Origin of the sequence: Bradyrhizobium sp. SZCCHNR3119, assembly GCF_032487775.1 — a bacterium.
In the GTDB taxonomy this organism is placed as follows: domain Bacteria; phylum Pseudomonadota; class Alphaproteobacteria; order Rhizobiales; family Xanthobacteraceae; genus Bradyrhizobium.
In genome coordinates this window covers 5,623,550-5,645,384 of sequence record NZ_JAUEUV010000001.1, presented here as the reverse complement: position 1 = coordinate 5,645,384, position 21,835 = coordinate 5,623,550, and the positions used below count along the sequence as shown (strand labels likewise).

Sequence of the window (21,835 nt, the reverse complement as noted above, 5' to 3'; positions counted from 1 at the left end):
GCGCATCAATCAGCGCCACCACACGCCCATCCAGGCGCAGCACGAGTCCTGCCGCAGCACAAGCCCGACGCCAAGCGCAAATTCTTCGAAAGGCCGTTATTTGAGCACCGCGCCAGGCAAGCGTTCGCTCGTCACGGCTCTTGTAAGGTTGGCGTCAGCTTGCCTTGATAACAGGAACCGTAGTTGTCGGCAGGACAGCGTTGCCGCCCGAGCGCGCGCAGACCTTGCATCCAACAGTTCGTCCAACGGCCGGGGGGCCGCCAACAGCATGACTCCAGTCCGTATCAGATATACGGGTTACGCAGCAGCAGCGGTCCTTGCGCTCGCGCTGACCGGATGGTTCGTGCTGCACTCCGAAGGCCGGTCGGCCGACGCGCCGGCCGTCATGACGGCCCAGCCGGATGTCAACGTCGTAGATCAGTCGGTCGAGATCACCGAGCATCAAGCCGGATCGTTCAAGGTCCTACCAGCCGAGACCAGATCATTTCGCATCACCAAGAACGCCGTCGGTTCGATCGATTTCAACCAGAACATGCTAGTGCAGGTTTTCACGCCCAACCCTGGCAAGATCGTCGATACGTTCTTCAACATCGGCGACGAGGTGAAAAAGGGAGAGACCCTGTTCACCATCGACAGCCCGGATCTGCTGCAGTCCGAATCCACCCTGCTGGCCAGCGCCGGCGTGCTGGCGCTGCAGACGCGGAAGCTCGCGCGCGTGAAGCAGCTGCTGCAGACCGGCGGCGGAGCGCAGAAGGACGTTGATCAGGCGACGTCCGACCAGCAGACGGCGGAAGGCAACTATAAGGCCGCGCGCAACGCGGTGCGCATCTTCGGGAAAACGGACACCGAGATCGACCGTATCCTAGCGGATCGCAAGGTCGATTCCATCCTGATCGTACCGAGCCCAATCAACGGACGGATCGTGGCCCGTACCGCCGCCCCCGGCTTCTATGCACAGCCCGGCACCGCACCCGCGCCTTACACGCTCGCCGATCTCTCCACCATGTGGATGATCGCCAACGTGATCGAGATCGATGCACCTGCATACCGGCTCGGTCAGCCCGTCGAAGTAACGGTGCCGGCCTACCCGACCGAGATCTTTCGCGGCCACGTGACGACGCTTGGCCTCAACATCGATCCGACCACGCACCGCCAGCTGGTCCGCTCAGTAATCGAGGACCCCGAGCACAAGCTGCGCGCGGGCATGCTCGCGAGCTTCACGATCGAGACCGAACAGCCACGCCAGTCCGTCGCAGTCCCATCCGAGGCAGTGGTGCGCGAAGGCGACGGCACCATGACGGTTTGGGTCTCCGCCGATCATCGGCGTTTCGTGCGCCGAATCGTCAAGACCGGGCTCGAGCAAGACGGGTGGCGCCAGATTGTGGAAGGCCTGGCTGCGGGCGAAGAGGTCGCGTCGACCGGCGCGATCTTTCTCAGCAACAAACTGGCCATGGCCGCTGCCGGGGCGTCCTGACGCGACGCCCCTCACATCCAACGAAAAGTAGCCGGTCGTGGTCAAGAGCATCATCCAGTTCGGTCTGACGCGCAGCGCCATCGTCGCGCTGGGCCTGCTGGTATTTTGTGCCGCCGGCGTCGCCGCCTTCGTCAAGCTGAATATCGAAGCCTATCCCAATCCGGCTCCGGTAATCCTGGAGATCACTGCGCAGGCGCCCGGCCTTTCGGCCGAAGAAATGGAGAAGTACTACACCATCCCCATGGAAGTCGGGCTTTATCCGACGCCCGGCGTCGCCAATATCCGCTCGACCTCGTTCTATGGGCTGTCCTTCGTCCGCGTCACCTTCAAATATGGTGTCGATTACTATTTCGCGCTGACGCAGACCGCCAACAGCATCCAGCAAAATATTCAGCTGCCGGGCAATCTGGTTCCGACCATCCAGCAGTCGAGCCTAGTCGGCGAAATCTACCGCTATCAGCTGGTCGGACCGCCCAATTTCGGGCTGACCAATCTGCGGACCCTGCAGGATTACGTGGTCGCCAGGCGCCTGATGACCATTCCGGGCGTGGTCCAGATCAACTCCTGGGGCGGCACCACCAAGCAGTTCAATGTCGATGCGGATCTCCAGAAGCTCGAAGCCTATAACATCACCGTGCCGCAGCTCATCTCGGCGCTCGGCAATGCCAACGTCAATGTCGGCGGGCGCGAAATCGCGATCGGCCAGCAGTCGGTGAACATCCGCGGGATCGGCCTGATCGATTCCGGCGGCGCCGACGACGTCACCAAGGGCTATCACGTCCAGGACATCGAGAACATCGTGCTGACCCAATCGGGCGGGCTGCCGATCCAGATCAAGGACGTCGCCACGGTCTCGGTCGGCTATGTGCCGCGGCTCGGCATCGCCGGCAAGGACAAGGACGACGACATCGCCGCAGCGATCGTGGTGATGGGCCGCACGCAGCACACCAACGACATCATCCCGAAAGTACAAGCCGAAGTCGAGAAACTCAACAGTGACGGCACGCTACCGCCGGGCGTCAGGGTCGTGCCCTATTACGATCGCAGCTCGCTCGTAGGCGTCACCACGCACACGGTACTGCACAACCTGGTGTTCGGCTGCATCCTGGTGTTCGCCATCCAATGGATCTTCCTGGGCGATCTCAGGAGCGCTTTGATCGTCTCCGCGAACATTCCCTTTGCACTGTTCTTCGCCATCATCATCCTGGTGTTGCGCAACGAGGACGCCAATCTGCTGTCGCTCGGTGCGGTCGATTTCGGCATCATCGTCGATTCCGCCGTCATCATGATGGAAAACATCTTTCGGAATCTGCAGTCGAGCCCGCAAGCACGCCAGATCACACTCCAGCGGCTCTCGGAAGGCTATTGGGGCCCCGATCCGACGCTGGCGACCCACGGCCATCCGGCTGCGAGCCACTGGAGCGAACGGCTGCGCATGATCTTCGTCAGCGCGCTGCAGGTCGACAAGGCGGTCTTCTTCACGGCCGCCATCACCGTCACGGCTTTCGTGCCGCTGTTCACGATGCAAGGCGTCGAGGGTCAGATCTTCGGGCCGATGGCGCGTACTTACGGCTATGCGCTGGCAGGCGCACTGCTCGCAACCTTCACGGTCACACCCGTGCTTGCCTCACTGCTGCTGCCCGGGCGCATCGAGGAAGTCGAGACGATGATCGTGCGGGGGCTGCGCGGGCTCTACAGCCCGGTACTCAACTGGTCGCTCGCCCATGTCAGGTTCGCGGTAGCGGGCGGACTGATCTTCCTCGGCCTGAGCGGGCTCGCGGCGAGTCGCCTCGGCAGCGAGTTCCTACCGGCGTTAGAGGAAGGTAATTTCTGGATTCGCGCCTCGATGCCGCCGACGATCTCGCTCGATGCCGGCACTAAGGCGACCCGCAAGATGCGGGAGATCCTTCTCCGGCACCCGGAGATCATCACCGTGGTGTCGCAGCATGGCCGCCCCGACAACGGCAGCGACGCCTCGCCTTTCTCCAACGTCGAGCTGTTCGCGCCGATCAAGCCGTTCGACCAATGGCCACCTGGACTGACGAAAGAGAAGCTCACCGAGGAGCTGCAGCGGGAATTCGAGGCCGAGCTGCCCGGCATCAGCTTCAACTTCTCCCAATATATTCAGGACAATGTCGAGGAGGCGCTCTCGGGCGTCAAGGGGGCCAACTCGGTCAAGATCATCGGCCCCAATCTGCAGGTGCTGGAAGAGACTGCGGCAAAGGTGATGGAAGAGATGGCCAAGGTCCGCGGCGTCGCCGATCTCGGCATCTTCCACCTCGTCGGCCAACCGAACCTCAACATCAAGGTCAATCGCGAAAAGGCTGCGCGTTACGGGCTGAACACCGGTGATGTCACCACCGTGGTACAGGCGGCACTCGGCGGTACCAATGCGACGACGGTGCTGGAGGGGGACCGCAGCTTCGCCGTCGCAGTCCGACTCGATGCGAAATTCCGCAAGAGCATCGATGCGGTCAAGGACATCAAGGTCGCTTATGCGACGCCATCCGGCACCAACGCCTACATCCCGCTTTCCGAACTCGCCGATATCTCGCTCGATACCGGCGCGCTCTTCATCTATCGCGAGCTCAGCCAACGCTACATCCCGATCAAGTTCAGCGTCAGAGGGCGCGATCTCGGCAGTACCGTCAAGGAAGCTCAAGAACGGGTGACGCAGGCCGTGCAGCTTCCGAGCGGCTACCGCATCGTCTGGTCAGGCGAGTTCGACAATCTGGAGGCGGCAAAAGCTCGCCTCATCATCGTAGTGCCGATTACCCTGCTGCTGATCTTCGTGCTGCTCTACGGCCTGTTCAATTCGCTGCGTGACAGCCTGCTGGCGCTCGCCGGCATTCCGTTCGCGATCGGCGGCGGCCTGATCGCGCTCTATTTCGCCAACCTTGATTTCTCCATTTCGGCGGCGATCGGCTTCATCTCGTTGTTCGGCGTCGCCGTCATGGACGGTATCCTCAACATCACCTATTTCCGAGAACTGCGGGCCACCGGCCTCAGCGTGGCGGAGGCCGTATTTCGCGGCTCTGAGCAACGGATGCGGCCGATGCTGATGACAGCACTGTCGGCCGGTGTCGGCCTGTTTCCGGCGGCGCTCTCACACGGGATCGGCAGTCAGGTGCAGAGACCGCTCGCCACCGTCGTTGTCGGCGGCATGTTCATCGGCCCCGCCCTGTTGTTGATCGTTGCGCCGGCGTTGCGGCGCATCTTCCTGGCGCATGACCATACGGTCGCAAATGTCGATGACGTGACCGCCACGCCCCCGGCACCCGCGGAATAGGGAGTCCGGACCAATGCGCACCATTGTCGTTCCGCTTCGGTTTGGCCTCGCACGCAGGACCCGCAAGGCGCGGCTGCATCTGGCAGCCACCGCGGCGGCTGGACTGATGCTCGCAAGTTGTGCTGTCGGCCCTGATTTCACTCCGCCTCCCGCTCCCGATGTAACCGGATATACGCCGGAGCCGCTGACCTCGCCGCGTACGGATCGCGAAGGACCGCGCGTCCCAGGGCAACGATTCATTCCCCGTGCCCAGATTCCGGTGCGGTGGTGGGCGGCGTTTCGCTCCCAACCGCTCAATGCGCTCATCCGGCAATCGATCGAGCACAATCCGACACTTGCATCGGCCGATGCCGCGATCCGCATCGCGAACGAGAATGCGCTGGCCCAGCGCGGCCTGTTCTATCCACAGGTCGGCGCAAACTATAATGTGGCGGACCAGCAGTCGTCCAACATGGCCACCCAGCAGGGCCCGGGCGATCCGCCGCAGTCGCGCTATACCCTGCATACCGCACAGCTGACGATCAGCTTCGTGCCCGACATATGGGGACAGAATCTGCGCTCGGTCGAAAGTCTCGATGCGCTCACCGATCAGGCGCAATTCCAGCTCGAGGCGGCCTATCTGACGCTCACCGCCAATGTGGTGACTGCGGCGATCCAGGAAGCCTCGTTACGCGGACAGATTGCGGCCACAGAGCACATCATCAAGATCGAACGCGACATCCTCGGTATCCTGCAGAGCCAGTTCAAGGCAGGTCAGGCCGCGCAGGTGGACGTCCTGACCCAGGAGACGGCACTGGCGCAGGTCGAACAGACCTTGCCGCCGCTGCAGAAGCAGCTCGCAATCCAGCGCGATCTCTTGACCGCTCTGGCCGGACAATTCTCCGCGAATGAGATTCTCGAGAAGTTCGATCTCGAACACTTGTCGTTGCCGCGAAATCTGCCGGTGAGCCTGCCTGCAGCGCTCGTCGCGCAACGGCCGGACATCAAGGCCGCCGAGGCCAACCTGCATTCCACGAGCGCGCTGGTCGGGGTCGCCATCGCGGCCAGGCTTCCCAACATCACGTTATCGGGCAATCCCGGCAGCAGCGCATTCAAGGCGGCCGAGTTGCTCACGCCAGGCACGCTGTTCTACACGGTCGCGGGTAGCGCCACCTCCACCGTGTTCGACGGCTTCACGCTCTACCACCGCCAGAAATCGAGCGAAGCAGCGCTCGATCAGGCCGGCGCACTGTACCGCCAGGCCGTGATCACCGCACTGCAGAACGTCGCTGACGGCCTGCGCAGCCTTCAGGCAGACGCTCGCGCGGTTCAGGCCGCGATCAAGGCCGAGAATAGCGCCAAGGCGACGCTCGACATCATCCAGAAGCAGCTCGCGCTGGGACAGATCACTCAGGTGACCGTGCTGAATGCGCAGCAGGCCTATCTGAACACTGCGATCGCCCGCGTCCAGGCTGAGGCGACGCGACTATCCGATACTGCGGCGCTGTTCATGGCGCTCGGCGGCAGCTGGCCAGCCGCGTGCACCACACCGGTCTGGCGTGACTGCGTATTGACCGAAGCGATGGCGGGGTCGGTGCGGGCCGTGGACGCCAGTATCAGATGATGACGGCACACTGCCGGGCCAAGGGCACCGCCCCGGTGCCGATAGGCGCGCATCTGCGCATGTCGGCGGGTCTCAAGGGAAGCGGCCCCCAAAGGTCGCCTACAGATATTTCGCGATCAGCTTGAAATCCTTTAACATGGCCTGCGCCTGAGACTTTCTCCCAGACGCGCTCAACCTCCGCTCAAGGCTGTGGCTGATATGATCCTGGATGAGCGCCTTCTTCGCGTTCTCGATCGCCCCCTCGACGGCCTGCAGTTGCTGAGCGATCTTGCCACATGGACTGCCCTGCTCGACCATAGCGATGATGCTTTCAAGATGGCCGCGCGCCCGCCGCAGACGGCGGGCGATCGCGGCGTGTGGCTGATCTGGCATGCGGTCTCTTCTCCTCGTTGGAGGATAGCAGGTGATCCTCCCCCCAGGATAGCGGATGTCGTCGACTCGATGCTTGACTTAGGCCGGGACCGAGCCTATGTGCGCCAACGCAGCTGCGCGCACGTTCGGGCTCGTCGCTGTATTTCAAACCCAACGAAGAGATCATGGGCAGTACCTGCTTTGGCAGCGCCAGACCGGTTGTTTCGATCGGAGCCTCGCTGCCGCCACATCATGAGATCGATCGCGACGGCGGCAGCCGCGCGCGGGCTGGCGGTCGCACCTAGGTGACCGCTTTCCGCTCCCTTCCTGCCGCGTCAGCCGCGGTCAAGGAGGCGAGCGATGTTTACGAAAGTCCCCAAATTCCGGATGCTTCCATCCCGCCGCCGGCTGCGGGATGCGATCATGCCGGCAAACGACAACCGTCAGTCCGCATGTCAACGCGCGGCGCGTCCGCGCCCCCGGCTCATCTGTCGCTGGTCGGTGCCCGAGGGGAGCAATCGCCCTATTTGTGCTTGGGCGGTGGACACCTCCGATGAGCCCAGCCCATCGTTGGCCGCCGACCGCTACAGGAGCGAAGTGTTCGCAAGAACCGCCTTGCAACAGCCACTGACGAGACGTTCCCTGGCGCTGAGGCACTGATCCGAGGCCTGTCATCCGCGCCGGGTCCAACCTGGCACACAATACAAAAAAAGCCCGGCCTCACGGCCGGGCTTCGGATCAGCTAAAGCGATCGTGAGCGCGATCAGCCGCGGGTGCGCGAGCGGATCATGAAACTGTCGAAGGTGTATTCCGCAACCTGCCACCACAGATATTCGTCGGAACGATACGCCTGCATCGCATCGATGACCTTCTTGAAATCGGCGTTCTTGGCGGAGATTTCACCCCACAGCTCGTTGGTTGCCTTGAGGCAAGCCTCGAGCACCTCGTTGGTGAAGGGACGGAGCTGGGTGCCGCCGGCGACCAGGCGCTTCAGCGCCGCCGGGTTCTGCAGGTCATAGCGTGCCGCCATCCAGGTGTTGGCGTTGTTGGCGGCATTGCTGAGAATGGCCTGATAGCTCTTCGGCAGCTCGTTGTACTTGTCGAGATTGACGAAGGCATGCACGGTCGGACCGCCTTCCCAGAAACCCGGATAGTAATAGTACTTCGCAACCTTCTGGAAGCCGAGCTTCTCGTCGTCGTATGGACCGACCCATTCGGCCGCGTCGATCGTGCCCTTCTCGAGCGACGGATAGATGTCGCCGCCGGCGAGCTGCTGCGGAACGACGCCGAGCTTCTGAAGCACCTGGCCGGCGATACCGCCGATGCGGAATTTCAGGCCCGAGAGATCAGCGACGGTCTTGATCTCCTTGCGGAACCAGCCGCCCATCTGGGTGCCGGTATTGCCGCACGGAAAAGCGATGACGTTGGCCGACTTCTTGTAGAATTCGTTGGCGAGCTCCATGCCACCGCCCTGGTACCACCAGGAATTTTGCTGACGCGCATTCAGCCCGAACGGGACCGAGGCGAAGATCGCGTAGGTCGGGTCCTTACCGACGTAATAATAGGAGACCGTGTGGGACATCTCGACGGTGTTCTTGGAGGTCGCGTCGAGCGCCTGCAGGCCGGGAACCAGCTCGCCGGCCTGGAAGACCTGGATCTGGAACTTGTTATCGGTCATCTCGGCGACCTGCTTCGCCATATACTCAGCGCCGCCATAGATCGTGTCCAGCGACTTCGGAAAACTCGAGGTCAACCGCCATTTGATCTCCGGCATCGACTGCGCGATCGCCGGCGAGGCCACCGCGGCCGTTGCCGCCGCACCGGCAGCCGATACCTTCAGAAAATCACGACGCTTCATTAAGCCATCTCCTTGTTGGGCGTTCTTCCCGTTTGAAAAAGTCGCGCTCATTCGCCGATGCGCGTGTCCCGCATCTGGCCGAAGGCGCTCCGGCCGCGCCGCCTTAGCACGGAACCGTCGATGCGAAAACGCGACCATCGCAGTAGGCCACATTTCGGAGCCAGCTATGGATGCTGCAACGCATCAAGCCGCGGCGATGGCGCCCTCGAGCTGCTCGCGTACCTGTTTCGCAATGGCACGATAGACTGCCGCATGCGGGCCGTCGGGTTCGCTGACGACGACAGGATTGCCGGCATCCGAGGTGGCGCGGATATCCATGTGCAGGGGGATCTCGCCCAGGAACGGGACGCCGAGCCGCTCCGCCTCATGTCGCGCCCCGCCATGGCCGAAAATGTCCGAGCGGGTGCCGCAATGCGGGCACTGGAAGTAGCTCATATTCTCGATGATGCCGAGCACCGGCACATCCACCTTCCGGAACATCGCCAGCCCCCGCCGTGCATCGATCAGCGACAGGTCCTGCGGCGTCGAAACGATCACCGCGCCCTTGAGCGGCACGTTCTGCGCCAGCGTCAGCTGCGCATCGCCAGTGCCGGGGGGCATATCCACCACCAGCACGTCGAGCGTGCCCCAGGCGACGTCGCGCAACATCTGGTTGATGGCCGACATCACCATCGGCCCGCGCCAGATCATGGCGGTCTCCTCCTCCACGAGGAAGCCGATCGACATGATCGCAAGCCCAAAGCGCTGCAGCGGGATCATCTTCTTGGCGTCGTCGAGTTCGGGCCTGTCGCGCAGACCGGTCAGACGCGGAATCGACGGACCATAGATGTCGGCATCGAGCAGCCCGACCTTGAGCCCAAGATCGCGCAACGCCAACGCAAGGTTGATCGCGGTGGTCGACTTGCCGACCCCACCTTTGCCCGATGCCACCGCGACGACGGCACCGATGCCGGGAATCTCGGTTTGGCGCGCCATCGGCGAGCCCGCGGGATGCTGCGGCGGCGGTCGATGGGCTGCGACAGGCTGCACACCGGAGCTCCGTGGTGGTGGTGGCGACGAGGCGCCCGGCTTGCGCTCGGCGGTCAACGCGATCATCGCCATCGTCACGCCGGGGATGGCGCGGACGGCGGCCTCGGCCTGGGCCCGGGTGTTCTCCCAGGCGCGCGCCTCCGCCGCATCGACATTGATCGAGAAGAACACCTTGCCATCATTGGCGGTGATCGGAGACAGGACATTGGCGTCCGGCAACGCCACTCCGCGCGGCGAGCGAACCCGCTTCAGTGCTTCGAGAACCTGCTGCTGGTTGACGCTCACGACGCCTCTCCTGAAAAACTTAAGAGCGCGCCACATCACCGCGCTCCATCCCGCTGATTGGACATGATCTTCCGGTCCGACCGGTTCGGTCCGGCCCCCGCTTGGACGCTTCCAATAAAGCGCGTCGGCTCAAAATGCCACCTTGGTTCCAATATCGGAATCCGTCTCGACCGGTGCAGAATCGCCCTGCTCCTTGGCAGCCTCGTAATTGAGCTCGATGGTCACCCCGTTGGGATCGCGCACGAAGATCTGCCAGAGCTCGCCGCCCGGGACCTGCCTTGCATCGAACGGCATGCCCTTGGCGGCAAGCCGCGCTTTCATCCCGGCAAAGCCGCGGCTGACGAAAGCGACGTGATGAACCACGCCGGAATCCGGCTTCTGCGGCTCCGAGGTCGGGGCGATGTCGACCAGATGCACCACCGGCCGGCCCTCGCTGTACATCCAGGCACCGGGGAAGCCGAAATTCGGCCGCGGGCCATTCTCCAGCCCCAGCACGTCCTCGTAAAAGCGAACCGTGTCGGCAAGATTGCGGGTTCGGATGTTGAAATGGTCGAGCACGCCTACGCTGATGCTCATGCGAAACACTCCCTGTTGTCTGCCCGTCTGGCGGATTTCGTTGTCGGATGACGGCTTTGCAAGCCTCGCTGACGGCAAAACCTTAGCACAAGGTTGCGAGCCGTTCGTAGCTGGGCATTGCCCTTATGGGCTCAGCGTTTATGGTGCCCCTCCCAAGCGGCCGCCGCGGTTCCCAGCCGGGCTGGTCCTTGCAGCGTATTTGGATGAGAACAGGCCGGCCAGCGCAAGGCCGCCGGCAAACCCAAGGTAGCTCACATGGCTAAAGTCGCTTTTATCGGTCTCGGCGTCATGGGTTTTCCCATGGCAGGACATCTCGTGAAAAAAGGCGGTCACGAGGTCACGGTCTATAACCGCACCGCGGCCAAGGCGAAGGAATGGGCCGACAAGTTCGGCGGCAAGACCGCGCCGACGCCGAAGCAGGCCGCCGAGGGGCAGGATTTCGTCATGTGCTGCGTCGGCAATGACAATGATCTGCGCTCGGTGACGATCGGCCCCGATGGCGCCTTTGCCGGCATGGCCAAGGGCGCAACCTTCGTCGACCACACCACCGCCTCTGCCGAAGTGGCGCGTGAACTCGATGCCGCAGCGACCAAGGCTGGCTTCAAATTCGTCGATGCTCCCGTGTCCGGCGGACAGGCCGGCGCCGAGAACGGCGTGCTCACCGTGATGTGCGGCGGCACCCAGGACGCCTATTCCGGCGCCGAACCGGTCATCGCCGCCTACGCCCGCATGTGCAAGCTGCTCGGCCCCGCGGGCAGCGGCCAGCTCACCAAGATGGTCAACCAGATCTGCATCGCCGGGCTCGTTCAGGGCCTGTCGGAAGGCATCCATTTCGCGAAGAAGTCCGGCCTCGACGTTGCGGCCGTGATCGAAACCATCTCCAAGGGCGCGGCGCAGTCCTGGCAGATGGAAAACCGCTACAAGACCATGAATGAAGGCAAGTATGACTTTGGTTTTGCGGTGGAATGGATGCGCAAGGATTTGTCGATCTGCCTCAGCGAGGCCCGCCGCAACGGCGCGCATCTGCCGGTGACCGCGCTGGTCGACCAATTCTACTCCGAGGTCGAGAAGCTCGGCGGCAAGCGCTGGGATACATCGAGCCTGCTCGCGCGCCTGGAAAAATAAGCCGGCGCGATCAAGCAGCGCCGTCGCGCCTGGGCTCACAGACAACGACCCAAACGCCCGCCTCGCGCGGGCGTTTTCTTACGATGCAGGTGCGGCGGCACGGCCGAAGTTCGGTTTTAACGCGCCGTTAACGGAAATATTCAGTTCTCTATAATCCCTCTTAAGGATTTCAGGCCAGTTATAGACAATGCGAAGAGCCCGTGCGGCCGCGGGCAGAACTTGTGTGTCTGATGAGTAACTCCGCTGAAACGCCTGAGGTCGTCGAGATTCCGGCCGACCCGCCGGCGCTCGCGTCTGCGAGCCAGCGGCGGGCGGCGCAACAGCGGGTTCGTGAGGCGCGCGACCGGCTGACGTCGACTTCGGGGACACGGCCGGCCTTCGATCGCGAGTTGCTGCGCCAATATGCGCAGACCCGGATCTCCGCTTCCTACGTGGTGATGCTGCTGGTGGTTGCGACCGGCATGCTGCTCAGCGTCTGGCTAAAGCCGCTCGCGGCCGGCGCCTGGACCTGCGGCATCCTCTGCATCCACGCCGCAATCGTGCGCACCTGCCAGCGCTTTCTCGCCGACAAGCCGTCATTGGCCGCGACGCGGCGCTGGCGCACGCGGTTCCTGCTGCTCGACCTGCTCTACGGCGTCTGCTGGATGGCGATCTTGATCGACCCGGCGCTGGCGGCCGTCTCCGGCACGTTGATGATGTTCCTGATGCTGCTGGTGATCGCCGTCTCCAGCATGCTCGCGGCCAACCTGCCGCTCGCAGCCCTTGCCGCCACCACGCCGGTCACGATCGCTATCGCGCTCAATCTCGCATTGACAGGCAAGCTCGACAATTATGTCCTGGCCGCGTTTGCGATCGCAGCCGAAGGCTATTTCGCACTGCTCGCGCATCAACTGCATTCGACCACCCTCGCCACACTCGAGGCGCGCGCCGAGAAAGATGCGCTGATCGGCGAGCTCGAACAGGCCAAGGCGATTTCCGACGAGGCACGCTACCGCGCAGAGGCCGCCAATGTCGCCAAATCGCGCTTTCTCGCGCAAATGAGCCATGAGCTGCGCACGCCGCTGAACGCCATTCTCGGCTTCTCCGAGGTGATGAAGAGCGAGATCTTCGGCGTGCATGCGGTGCCGGTCTACAAGGAATATTCCGCCGACATCCATAATTCCGGCGTGCACCTGCTCAACCTGATCAACGAGATCCTCGACCTCTCGCGGATCGAGGCGGGACGCTATGAGCTCAACGAGGAAGCCGTCTCGCTGGTGCATGTCGTGGCGGATTGTCATCACTTGCTCAAACTGCGCGCCTCCAGCCGCGGGCTGACGATTCACGAGGTGTTCGAGCGCAACATGCCGAAGCTGTGGGCGGATGAGCGCGCGATCCGCCAGGTCGTGCTCAACCTGTTGTCCAACGCGATCAAGTTCACCCCGCAAGGCGGTGATATCTGGCTGAAGGCCGGCTGGACCGCTTCCGGGGGACAATATCTCAGCGTCAAGGACACCGGCTCCGGCATCGCCGAAGACGAAATTCCGATCGTTCTGGCCTCGTTTGGTCAGGGCTCGAACTCGATCAAATCGGCCGAACAGGGCGCAGGCCTTGGGCTGCCCATCGCCAAGAACCTGATCGAGATGCATGGCGGCACCTTCACATTGAAATCGAAGCTCAGAATCGGCACTGAGGTCATCGTCACGTTCCCGCCGGAGCGGGTGATGTCGGCGCTCGGGCCGATGTCGGACGAAGCGCCGCCGCTGCAGCCGGAGCCGGTGGTGATGGCAACCGAAGGCAAGCGCCGACCGCGAGCCAAGCCGATCATGAATGCGGGAACGGGGTTGTGACATGACGGCCCTTGCACCGGCGGGAAGACCTCCTCCATTCTCGAACGATGAGCCAAGAGACCAGCAAAGATACGCCATGCATCAAAATCTGCATGATGGATCCGAAGATCAACCTCTGCTTCGGCTGCGGCCGCACGCTGCCGGAAATCGCGCGCTGGAGCCAAATGGACGACGCGGAGCGGCGTTCGCTGATGGCCGAACTGCCTGCGCGGATGCACGAGGCTGGATTGCCGGATCAGGCTCCGTCACGCGAACGCCGTTGAACGCCTCGGTCGCAATTGGAGTTGCCCCGTGAGCCGTCTCCTGCTCGTTCTGATGACGATGGCGATCACCGCCGGCGCCGTGATCGCCTACAAGGACCCTGAACAGGCCGCGCTCGCCAGCGACACGGTGTCGGAGTTGCTGCGCAAGAGCGCAAGCAGGATGAAGGCAAGCGCGGTCGAGATCCAGCGCGGCCAAGGCGGAGAGTTCACGCTGCGCGCCAAGATCAACGGGATCACAGCTCCGATGGTGGTCGATACCGGCGCAACCTCCGTCGTGCTGACCTATGAGACCGCAAAAGCTGCAGGGCTTCCGCTCGAACTGCTCGATTACGACGTCGATGTCGAGACCGCCGGCGGCCACACCAAGGCCGCCCGCCTGACGCTTGATCGGCTGGCGGTCGGCAAGCTGGTCGAGCGCTCAGTGCCGGCGCTGGTGGTGCCGCACGGCCAGATGAAGACCAACCTGCTCGGCATGAGTTTCCTGGACCGGCTCGAACGCTGGGAGGTGCGCTCCGACCGCCTGATGCTGCACGGCTATCCGGAACGGGGCTGACCGGCGACATTGCGACTGTAACCACAAACATCGCACCCCTCACTTCACGGTGACCGGCATCGGGTTGCGCGATCGTCATGCGGACGGCAGACTTCGGCGTCAGTTCGGTCCCGCCGTGGGAGCAAAACGTGGCTCATCTCGATCGTCGCGAATGGCTGTTGCTCACGACGGTGGCGGCCCTCAATTTGGTACATCCTGCCATGGCCAGCACATCGTCACACAATCCCATCCGGCTTGCCCTCAACGAAAATCCCTTTGGGCCGTCACCTCAGGCCGTGGAAGCCATCCGGACGCATCTTGCCGGCCTCAGCCGCTATACCGGTGACGAACTGACAGGGCTGACCGACGCGATCGCCGCGCGCGAAGACATCCGGCCGGAGCAGATCGTGCTCGGCGAGAACCTCGACGTGCTCGGACTTTATCTGTCCGCGCATGGTGGGCCGGACGGCGAATTCGTCTATTCCGAGCCGGGCTATACCGCACTGGTCGATGCCGTCGCACCCGCCGGCGGCGTCGTGGTCGGTGTCCCCTTGAACCATCGGCTCGAAAACGACCTGCCTGCCCTTGCGGGTCGGATCAATTCCCATACCCGCGCCGTCTATCTGGTGAACCCGCACAATCCTTCAGGCACGGTCAGCGACATCAAAGAGTTCGCCGACGCCGTCCGCGAGATGGCCAAGCGAACGCTCGTCATCGTCGATGAAGCCTATCTCGAATTCACCCCGGATTTCGAACAACGGACCGTCGCAGGTCTGGTCCGCGATGGTGCCAATGTCGCCGTGTTCAGAACCTTCTCGAAGATTTACGGACTGGCCAGCCTTGCCATTGGCTACACACTTGCCCCGAAGAAGCTTGCCGCCTCCTTGAAGCAGATGGGCATAGGCGCCTTCTTCGGATTGAACCGGCTCAGCCTGGTCGCGGCAACCGCGAGCCTCGCTGATGCAGGCTATGTCGCCTCGATACGCGACAAGGTAACGGCCGAGCGCGAGGCCTGGCATCAGTTGTTTCGCGAGCGGAAGGTCCGCTTCACCAATTCATACGGCAACTTCGTCTTCTTCGATGCCGGACAGCCGCAGCAGAAGGTCGCAGCCGCGCTCGCCGCACAGGGCATTCTCATCGGCCGCGCCCAGCCGCCGCTCGACAATTGGGTGCGCATCTCGATCGGCCTGCCGGAGGAGAATGCGATCGCACGAAAGGCCGTGGCAGACCTCCTAGCTCCAGCGTAGTCGCCTCGACTACAGGCCCGTGCCCTTGGCAATGGCCTCAGTGAACGAGCGGTCGACGATGTCGGAGGCCTTGAGCTGCTGCTTGATGAGACCGGTACGGACGTAGAGATCAATCGTGCTCTGCTCGTCCGCGACGACTGTGTCATCAATCGGCGCGATCCGTATCCTGGCGCGCTTCAGCCAGTTCAAGGCCACCGCCGGCGGGATGTTCATCAGCTTGCCCCATGTCTCGGCATAGCCTTCGACATGGTCCTGCGACCAGGCGCGCGCGATCGTCAGCCGCCGTACGAAGTCTGCAAGCGCCTCCCGCTTCTCCTTGATCGCGCCCGGCGTCGCAACCTGGAAGCTGAGTCCCGGGGTCAGCCCCTCAGCGGTAATGATCCGGCGCGACTTGAACAGTACTTCCTCCTGACTCACATAGGGCTCCCAGGTCGACCAGGCATCCACTGAACCTTGCGTGTACGCCACTTTCGCGTCGGACGGCGCCAGGAAGACGAGCTGGACGTCGTTCACTGTCCAGCCCCTGGACTCGAGTGCAGCAAGGACCAGCTGGTGCCCGATCGAACCGCGGCCGGTCGCGACCTTCTTGCCTTTCAGCTCGTCGAAACTTCTGATCGAGGAACTCTCAGGCACGAGGATCGCAAGCCCCTCCTGGGTCTGCCGAATGGCGGCGATCGCCTTCACCGGCACGCCCGAGGCCGCGGCGAAGGTGAAGGGCGCATCGCCAACCAGTCCGGTTTCGATGGCTCCCGCCCCCAATGCTTCAAGCAAAGGAGCTGCCGCGGCAAACTCCTTCCACTCGATCTTGTAGGGCACGTCGTCGAGCACGCCGGCCGCCTCCATCACGGCGCGCGCATTGCCCTTCTGATCGCCGACCCGCAGGCTCACCTGCGCATCGGCCGAGGTGACGAGCCCGAGCAGAAGCCCGGCGATAACGAACAGGCGCATCATTCCGCCGCCACTCCCCGGGTGCGCTGCCGTTCTGCAATGAGCTGACGGGTCAGCGGAATCAGCTCGCGGCCATATTCGATCGCGTCGATCAGGGGATCGAAGCCGCGGATCAGGAAATGGCTGATGCCGAGGTCGTAATAGTCGCCGAACACGTCGGCCACCTGCTCCGGCGTTCCGACCAGCGCGGTGGTGTTGCTGTTGGCGCCGGTGAGCTTGGCGATCTCGGTCCACAGCCGCTTGTCGACGCGCTTGCCCTGCTCGGCGATCGCAAGCAGCCGCTTGGCGCCCGCCGTGGCATGACCGTCCGCCGGCTTGCGATAGCCTGTCTGGTCCTGCAGCGCGGTGGCGCGCTCCAGGATATCCTGCGCCTTGGCCCAGGCCTTCTCCTCAGTATCGGCGAGGATCGGCCGTACCGACAACGAAAAGCGCGGCGCCGGCCGGCCGTGCTGCGCGGCTGCCGCACGCACACGCGCGGTCTGCTCCCGGACCTGTGCGTAGGATTCACCCCACAGCGCAAAGGTGTCGGCATGCTTGCCGGCGACCTCGATCGCCGCATCGGACGCTCCGCCGAAATAGATCCGGATGCCTTCCGGCCGATACGGCTTCACCTGGGAGAAGCCATTTTCGACCTGATAATATTTGCCCGCATAGCTAAATGGCTTGTCACTGCTCCATTCGGAGCGCACCACATCGAGAAACTCGCTGGTGCGGGCATAGCGTTCGTCCTTGTCGTCGAGCGTATTGCCGTCCTGGTGCAGCTCGGCGGCATTGCCGCCGGTGATGACGTGCAGAGCGACGCGTCCCCGCGAGAACTGATCGAGCACCGCGAACTGACGGGCCAGCAAGGTCGGCGCGGTGAAGCCCGGCCGCTGCGCGATCAGCACGTTCAGCCTCTCGGTCACACCCAACACGTGCTGGGCAACTTGCAGGCTGTCCGGCGTCGTCGAGTGGAATGCCAGCAGCGCGCGGTCGAAACCGGCATTCTCATGCGCCTTCGCGACCGTCTCAATATGGATGGGATCGAGCACCGGGCCGTTGCGGACGATGGTCTCGGAGGAGTTGTTGTTGGAGATGAAACCGATGAATTCGATGGACATCGGGTAAGCCTTTCCTTTTTGAAAAATTCAGAGACCGAGCGCCAGGCGGCCGGCGGCAATGCGCGTCGCATCGTCCTGCGGCGTATGCACCCGGCCGCACAGCACGTCGCGATAATGCCGCTCCAGCGGATTGGTCCGGCTGAGACCGTGATTGCTCGATAGCGACAGCGCATCCTCCACCGCCGTCACGGCGTTGCTGGTGACGGTGAGCTTGATGATGTTGGACTCGGCAGCGCTCGGAACGATGCCTTCGTCGAACTCCCGCGCGGCGCCGTCGATCAGCCGCGCATTGACCTGCAGCTTCGCCTCGATGCCGCCAAGAATTTCTTGCGCACGGGGCAAGGTCGAGAGCGGCGCACCAAGACTCGACGGGCTCCGCGCCTTCAGGAACCCGACGATCCAATCCCGCGCGGCACGCGCGATACCGTCATAGATCGCACCGACAAAGATGCCGTGCACCAGTGCCTGAGTCGGATCCTGTACGCGCCAAGCTTCCGGCTTGCGTAGCGCGATCTCGTAGTCGAGCGGGATCACCACATCATCGAAGATCACGTCGTGGCTGCCGCTCGCCCTGAGGCCAAGATGGTCCCAGGTCTCGACGATGCGCGTGCCCGGCAGCCCCGCCGGCACCAGGAACAGGCCGAGCCGCGGCTCGGCCTCGTCGGTCCTGGCCCAGACCGAGTACCATTTCAGGATCGGCGCGCCGGTCGAATAGATTTTGTGCCCGGTCAATCGCCAGCCGGTCTCGGTGCGTCGGGCGACGGTCTCAGGAAGCCCGCCGCGCGAAGGCGATCCGAGCGCCGGCTCGACCCGCAACGTATTGATCAGCCCGCCGGCCTCCACCGACTCCTGCGCAAGCTTGCGCGCCAGCCGTGGCGGGTATTCGTTGCTCCGGGCCATCACGAAATGCTGAATGTAATGCATGGCCAGGATCAGCGCGGTGGATGGATCGGCCTGAGCCACGACGCCGAGCACACGGGACGTCATTCGCGCACCGGCGCCGTGACCGCCGAACGCCGCGGGCACGGTCAGGGACAACAGTCCGGCGTCGAACAAATCCTGGAAGCTCTCGGATGCAACGTTGCCATCGCGGTCGTGCACCACCGCACGCTGGGCAAAGAGCGACGCGAGCTTCTGCGCGCGCGCAATCAGTTCGTCCTCGCCCGCCTTGGGCTGCACCGCCGTCCGTTCGATCGCCGCTACCATGTCGCCTCCAAACCGAGCAGACCGAGAATCCGGCGGCGCAGATCGGCAAGGTAAGGATCGCCGCGATGGCGCGGATAGGGCCGCGCCACCGCGATATCGGCCTTGACCCGCGCGGGACGGTCGCTCAGCACCACGACGCGGTTGGCGAGCACCAACGCCTCCTCGACATCATGGGTGACGAGCAAGGTCGTAAATCCCTTGCGCTGCCACAGCGCCACGAGCTCCGCCTGCATCGCGATCCGCGTCAGCGAATCGAGCTTGCCGAGCGGCTCGTCGAGCACCAGCACCTTGGGATCGTTGACCAGCGCCCGCGCCAGCGCGACGCGCTGCGCCATGCCGCCGGACAGCTGATGCGGATAGGCGTTGCGGAAGCCAGAGAGGCTAACGAGATCGAGCGCGGCATCGACACGATGCCGCTGCGTCTTCAGGATGCCCTGCGCTTCCAGCCCGAGCGCCACATTGTCCCAGACCGAGCGCCAGGGAAACAGCGTCGGATCCTGGAACACGACGACGCGAGACGGATGCGGCCCTTTGATCCGAATCTCGTCCTCGCGCAACACGCCACTGCGCGGCGCCTCCAGGCCTGCGATCAGCCGCAGCAACGTCGACTTGCCGCAGCCAGATGGGCCGAGCAGCGCGACGAATTCTCCGGGCTCTACGATCAGACTTACGTCGTCAAGCACCTGGAGCTCGGTGCCATCGATGTCGAAGGCATGATCGACATGCTCGATGTCGATCGAGGCGCCGACCGCCGGATAGGCGATCGGCTCGACAATCGTTTGCGCTACCATTTGACGACGCCCTTCTGCCAGATAAGAACGCGATCGCGCACCCTGAACAGCAGCGTGATCGCGCCCGAGCACAAGAGGGACATCACCAGCAGCGCGGCGTACATGTTAGCATAAGCGGCCCAGCCCTGTGCCCATTGCAGGTACCAGCCGAGGCCTGCTTTGACGCCGATCATCTCGGCAACCACGAGCACGGCAAAGGACGCGCCGAGCCCCATGAACAGTCCGACGAAGACATGCGGCAGCGCGGCGGGAATGGCGACCTTCAGCACCAGGAATGAGGGCTTGGCGCCGAGGGTGCGGGCTACGTCGTAATAGGCCGAGCTGACGCTCGCCACGCCTGACCAGGTGAGCACAGTCACCGGGAAACCGGTCGCCAGTGCGATCAGGAAGGTCGAGGCGCTCCAGCTCGAGGGGAAGGTGAAAAAGGCGATCGGCAGCCAGGCGGTCGCTGGCAACGGGCCGATGAAGCGCAGCACCGGATGAACCCAGTAACCGATGCTGGTCGACCAGCCGATCGCCACACCGGTGATGAACCCGAGCGCAGCACCGATGATGTAGCCCCCGAGTTGCAGCTTGATAGAGGCGAAAACGCTGTCGGCGAGCTTGGGCAGATCGTCGGTATAGACCTCGACGATCGCCTGCGGCGGCGGGAAGAACGGCAACGGCAGGAGGGCGAATTTGGCGGTCGCAAGCTCCCAGACCGACAGGACCAAGCCGAGCACAATCAGCCACGGCGCGCGCCGGCGCAATCCATCCCCTGCGCGGCCGAGATGATGGCCACCTAACGTCCCCGTCAGAACCAGCATTGCGACGACGAAGGCCGCGATCGCGACCTCCTGCGTCCGCGACCAGTCGCCGAGATCCTCCCGGATCAGGCAGGAGATACCGAATGCAGCCCAGGCGAGCGCGGCGGCGAGCCCGGGCAGCGCCCCGCGAAGCCGTTCGACGAGCGCACTGCCCCGCGACAGCTCACTGGCTGCCGCGACGTCAGACAGAGAAAATGTCGACATAAATGCGCTCCGCGAACCTATTCGTGTCGGTGCTCGGCTTGAAAACCGACACCACCTTCAGATCGTCGGCGTAGGCCTTGAGCTCCTGCTTCAGCGCAGCCCCGGTCGGATGATGATGGTGGGTGTGGTAGCGGACCATCCCCTCGATATCCTCGAGGCTGGCGTTCTTCGGCGCATAAGGCTGGAACGACTTCGCTGCCACGCTCGGATTTTGCGATGTGAACATCGCTGCATCGAGCAGCGCCTGGGTGAGCGCTCGCCCGACCTGCGGCTCCTCGCGCACCAGGCTGCCGCGCAAGCCGACGATGCAGCAGACGCGCTCGCGATATTCACCATCGAGGTTAGAGGCGACCTCCTTGTAAGCGGGGTCCTTCAGCCAGAGATAAGCCAGCGGATCGGAGGCCAGGAACGCCTGCGCCTCGCCCTTGTCGGCGGCGAGGTTGACGACGGCGCCGGGATAGACTCGCCAGTCGACATCCTTCACCGGATCGACGCCGAGCCGCGACAGCTGGATCGAGAAGAAGTTCTTGTCGGGGCCGGCGAGATCGCCGACCGCAACGGCCTTGCCCTTCAGGTCTGCGAGCTTGGTGATGCCGGAATCAGCGCGCGCCAGCACGCGCATGCAGCCGCCATGGGTTCCTGCGGCAATCTTCACGTCGAACCCCTGCTCCAACGGCTTCAGCCAGCGCAGCGCCATGCCGAGCCCGGCGTCGCTCTTGCCGGTCGCAATGGCTTCAAGGAGCTGGTCCGTCGAGCCGCTGTAATTGACCAGCTCGACATCGAGGTTCTGCTTGCGGAAGAAGCCCTGGTCGATCGCGACCGGCAGCGGCGTCAGGCAGACCGCGCCCGCATTCCAGGACAGCCGCAGCTTGCGTGGCGCGCCTGTCAGCGGCGGCGCGTCGGAGCCGGTCTTGCAGATCGGGAACTCCGAGAAGTCGATCTGCGGCGGCGCGCGCAATGACAGAGCCTGCGCGCCCAAGCCCCCGAGCGGCGCCAGCAACGCAGCAGCACCGCCGGCCCGGAGCAACCGGCGCCGGTCCCATCTTGTCTGATCAAGCTTTGCTTCGTCGCTCATCCCACCCCCTGCATTGCAAAACTCCGCCGTCTGCGCGGACGCACAACGCCCGCACACTCAGCCATCAACGGAGCGCGTCAAATGGTTCGCCGAACAAATGCGGCTCTTGCACCGCGAAAAGATGAACTGATGATGCGGAGATGGCTGATCGTCGTCAATGAAATGGATTTTCGAATGTCGCGCGCGGGCAAACGAATATCTCCACGCGCACCAATATCGACAGTGAAAGGATTTTGTAGACATC

Annotated in this window: 18 protein-coding genes; 8 read left to right on the top strand and 10 right to left on the bottom strand. The window is 63.5% G+C overall.

The genetic code is table 11. The annotated features are described in order from the left end of the window. The first annotated feature begins 268 nt into the window (after positions 1-268). From QX034_RS26005 to QX034_RS25995, 3 genes are read left to right on the top strand one after another with little or no spacing between them, the layout of a single operon-like run. Positions 269-1,474, top strand: a complete 1,206-nt coding sequence (locus tag QX034_RS26005; protein WP_316195997.1) for an efflux RND transporter periplasmic adaptor subunit — start codon at positions 269-271, stop codon at positions 1,472-1,474. Positions 1,475-1,511: 37 nt separating this feature from the next. Beyond that, a complete protein-coding gene (locus QX034_RS26000; protein WP_316195995.1) occupies positions 1,512-4,763 on the top strand; it encodes an efflux RND transporter permease subunit in 3,252 nt (1,083 codons plus the stop codon). Between the two features lie 13 nt (positions 4,764-4,776). Next, positions 4,777-6,366, top strand: a complete 1,590-nt coding sequence (locus tag QX034_RS25995; RefSeq protein WP_316192427.1) for an efflux transporter outer membrane subunit — start codon at positions 4,777-4,779, stop codon at positions 6,364-6,366. 99 nt (positions 6,367-6,465) lie between these two features. Here QX034_RS25995 and QX034_RS25990 read toward each other — a convergent pair whose 3' ends face one another. From QX034_RS25990 to QX034_RS25975, 4 genes are all read right to left on the bottom strand, one after another. Next, positions 6,466-6,738, bottom strand: a complete 273-nt coding sequence (locus tag QX034_RS25990) for a metal-sensing transcriptional repressor (protein ID WP_316167020.1) — start codon at positions 6,736-6,738, stop codon at positions 6,466-6,468. 742 nt (positions 6,739-7,480) lie between these two features. Beyond that, positions 7,481-8,575: a TRAP transporter substrate-binding protein gene (locus tag QX034_RS25985; RefSeq protein ID WP_315705192.1), complete on the bottom strand. Its 1,095-nt coding sequence runs from the start codon at positions 8,573-8,575 to the stop codon at positions 7,481-7,483. Between the two features lie 183 nt (positions 8,576-8,758). Further along, positions 8,759-9,889 carry an Mrp/NBP35 family ATP-binding protein gene (locus QX034_RS25980; RefSeq protein WP_316195992.1) on the bottom strand — a complete coding sequence of 377 codons (1,131 nt, stop codon included), beginning with the start codon at positions 9,887-9,889 and terminating at the stop codon, positions 8,759-8,761. Between the two features lie 129 nt (positions 9,890-10,018). Continuing rightward, a complete protein-coding gene (locus QX034_RS25975) occupies positions 10,019-10,465 on the bottom strand; it encodes a VOC family protein (protein ID WP_315705190.1) in 447 nt (148 codons plus the stop codon). A 255-nt stretch (positions 10,466-10,720) separates the two neighbouring features. Here QX034_RS25975 and QX034_RS25970 point away from each other — a divergent pair, with 255 nt between their 5' ends. The 5 genes from QX034_RS25970 (at position 10,721) to QX034_RS25950 (ending at position 15,461) form a co-directional block, all read left to right on the top strand. Then, entirely contained in the window at positions 10,721-11,590 is an 870-nt protein-coding gene (locus tag QX034_RS25970; protein WP_315705189.1) for an NAD(P)-dependent oxidoreductase, read from the top strand. Between the two features lie 230 nt (positions 11,591-11,820). Further along, a complete protein-coding gene (locus QX034_RS25965; protein ID WP_315705188.1) occupies positions 11,821-13,419 on the top strand; it encodes a HAMP domain-containing sensor histidine kinase in 1,599 nt (532 codons plus the stop codon). Positions 13,420-13,466: 47 nt separating this feature from the next. Continuing rightward, complete coding sequence (locus QX034_RS25960; protein ID WP_315705471.1) at positions 13,467-13,682, top strand: DUF1289 domain-containing protein; 216 nt, start codon at positions 13,467-13,469, stop codon at positions 13,680-13,682. A 28-nt stretch (positions 13,683-13,710) separates the two neighbouring features. Beyond that, positions 13,711-14,235: a TIGR02281 family clan AA aspartic protease gene (locus QX034_RS25955; protein WP_315705187.1), complete on the top strand. Its 525-nt coding sequence runs from the start codon at positions 13,711-13,713 to the stop codon at positions 14,233-14,235. 200 nt (positions 14,236-14,435) lie between these two features. Next, positions 14,436-15,461 carry a histidinol-phosphate transaminase gene (locus QX034_RS25950; protein WP_316196100.1) on the top strand — a complete coding sequence of 342 codons (1,026 nt, stop codon included), beginning with the start codon at positions 14,436-14,438 and terminating at the stop codon, positions 15,459-15,461. 9 nt (positions 15,462-15,470) lie between these two features. On the opposite strand, the gene QX034_RS25945 is transcribed toward QX034_RS25950, so the two are convergent. From QX034_RS25945 to QX034_RS25920, 6 genes are read right to left on the bottom strand one after another with little or no spacing between them, the layout of a single operon-like run. After that, a complete protein-coding gene (locus QX034_RS25945) occupies positions 15,471-16,412 on the bottom strand; it encodes an ABC transporter substrate-binding protein (protein WP_315705186.1) in 942 nt (313 codons plus the stop codon). Beyond that, the gene (locus tag QX034_RS25940) at positions 16,409-17,509 is read right to left on the bottom strand and encodes an LLM class flavin-dependent oxidoreductase (protein WP_315705185.1); all 1,101 of its coding nucleotides are present in this window, start codon (positions 17,507-17,509) and stop codon (positions 16,409-16,411) included. Before QX034_RS25940 ends, QX034_RS25945 begins: the two co-directional genes overlap by 4 nt. A 27-nt stretch (positions 17,510-17,536) precedes the next feature. Continuing rightward, positions 17,537-18,715: an acyl-CoA dehydrogenase family protein gene (locus tag QX034_RS25935; protein ID WP_316195990.1), complete on the bottom strand. Its 1,179-nt coding sequence runs from the start codon at positions 18,713-18,715 to the stop codon at positions 17,537-17,539. Next, positions 18,709-19,506 carry an ABC transporter ATP-binding protein gene (locus QX034_RS25930; RefSeq protein ID WP_315741340.1) on the bottom strand — a complete coding sequence of 266 codons (798 nt, stop codon included), beginning with the start codon at positions 19,504-19,506 and terminating at the stop codon, positions 18,709-18,711. The genes QX034_RS25935 and QX034_RS25930 overlap by 7 nt, the downstream gene beginning before the upstream one ends. Beyond that, a complete protein-coding gene (locus QX034_RS25925) occupies positions 19,500-20,516 on the bottom strand; it encodes an ABC transporter permease (RefSeq protein WP_315705182.1) in 1,017 nt (338 codons plus the stop codon). The genes QX034_RS25930 and QX034_RS25925 overlap by 7 nt, the downstream gene beginning before the upstream one ends. Then, the gene (locus QX034_RS25920; protein WP_315705181.1) at positions 20,494-21,591 is read right to left on the bottom strand and encodes an ABC transporter substrate-binding protein; all 1,098 of its coding nucleotides are present in this window, start codon (positions 21,589-21,591) and stop codon (positions 20,494-20,496) included. The genes QX034_RS25925 and QX034_RS25920 overlap by 23 nt, the downstream gene beginning before the upstream one ends. Between the last annotated feature and the right edge of the window lie 244 nt (positions 21,592-21,835).

Coding starts and splice junctions, on each gene's coding strand:
- QX034_RS25990 (WP_316167020.1), bottom strand. CDS start 6,738: ATGCCAGATCAGCCACACGCCGCGATCGCCCGCCGTCTGCGGCGGGCG.
- QX034_RS25945 (WP_315705186.1), bottom strand. CDS start 16,412: ATGATGCGCCTGTTCGTTATCGCCGGGCTTCTGCTCGGGCTCGTCACC.
- QX034_RS25935 (WP_316195990.1), bottom strand. CDS start 18,715: ATGGTAGCGGCGATCGAACGGACGGCGGTGCAGCCCAAGGCGGGCGAG.
- QX034_RS26005 (WP_316195997.1), top strand. CDS start 269: ATGACTCCAGTCCGTATCAGATATACGGGTTACGCAGCAGCAGCGGTC.
- QX034_RS25965 (WP_315705188.1), top strand. CDS start 11,821: ATGAGTAACTCCGCTGAAACGCCTGAGGTCGTCGAGATTCCGGCCGAC.
- QX034_RS25920 (WP_315705181.1), bottom strand. CDS start 21,591: ATGAGCGACGAAGCAAAGCTTGATCAGACAAGATGGGACCGGCGCCGG.
- QX034_RS25960 (WP_315705471.1), top strand. CDS start 13,467: ATGAGCCAAGAGACCAGCAAAGATACGCCATGCATCAAAATCTGCATG.
- QX034_RS25950 (WP_316196100.1), top strand. CDS start 14,436: ATGGCCAGCACATCGTCACACAATCCCATCCGGCTTGCCCTCAACGAA.
- QX034_RS25985 (WP_315705192.1), bottom strand. CDS start 8,575: ATGAAGCGTCGTGATTTTCTGAAGGTATCGGCTGCCGGTGCGGCGGCA.
- QX034_RS25940 (WP_315705185.1), bottom strand. CDS start 17,509: ATGTCCATCGAATTCATCGGTTTCATCTCCAACAACAACTCCTCCGAG.
- QX034_RS25975 (WP_315705190.1), bottom strand. CDS start 10,465: ATGAGCATCAGCGTAGGCGTGCTCGACCATTTCAACATCCGAACCCGC.
- QX034_RS25930 (WP_315741340.1), bottom strand. CDS start 19,506: ATGGTAGCGCAAACGATTGTCGAGCCGATCGCCTATCCGGCGGTCGGC.
- QX034_RS25970 (WP_315705189.1), top strand. CDS start 10,721: ATGGCTAAAGTCGCTTTTATCGGTCTCGGCGTCATGGGTTTTCCCATG.
- QX034_RS25995 (WP_316192427.1), top strand. CDS start 4,777: ATGCGCACCATTGTCGTTCCGCTTCGGTTTGGCCTCGCACGCAGGACC.
- QX034_RS25925 (WP_315705182.1), bottom strand. CDS start 20,516: ATGTCGACATTTTCTCTGTCTGACGTCGCGGCAGCCAGTGAGCTGTCG.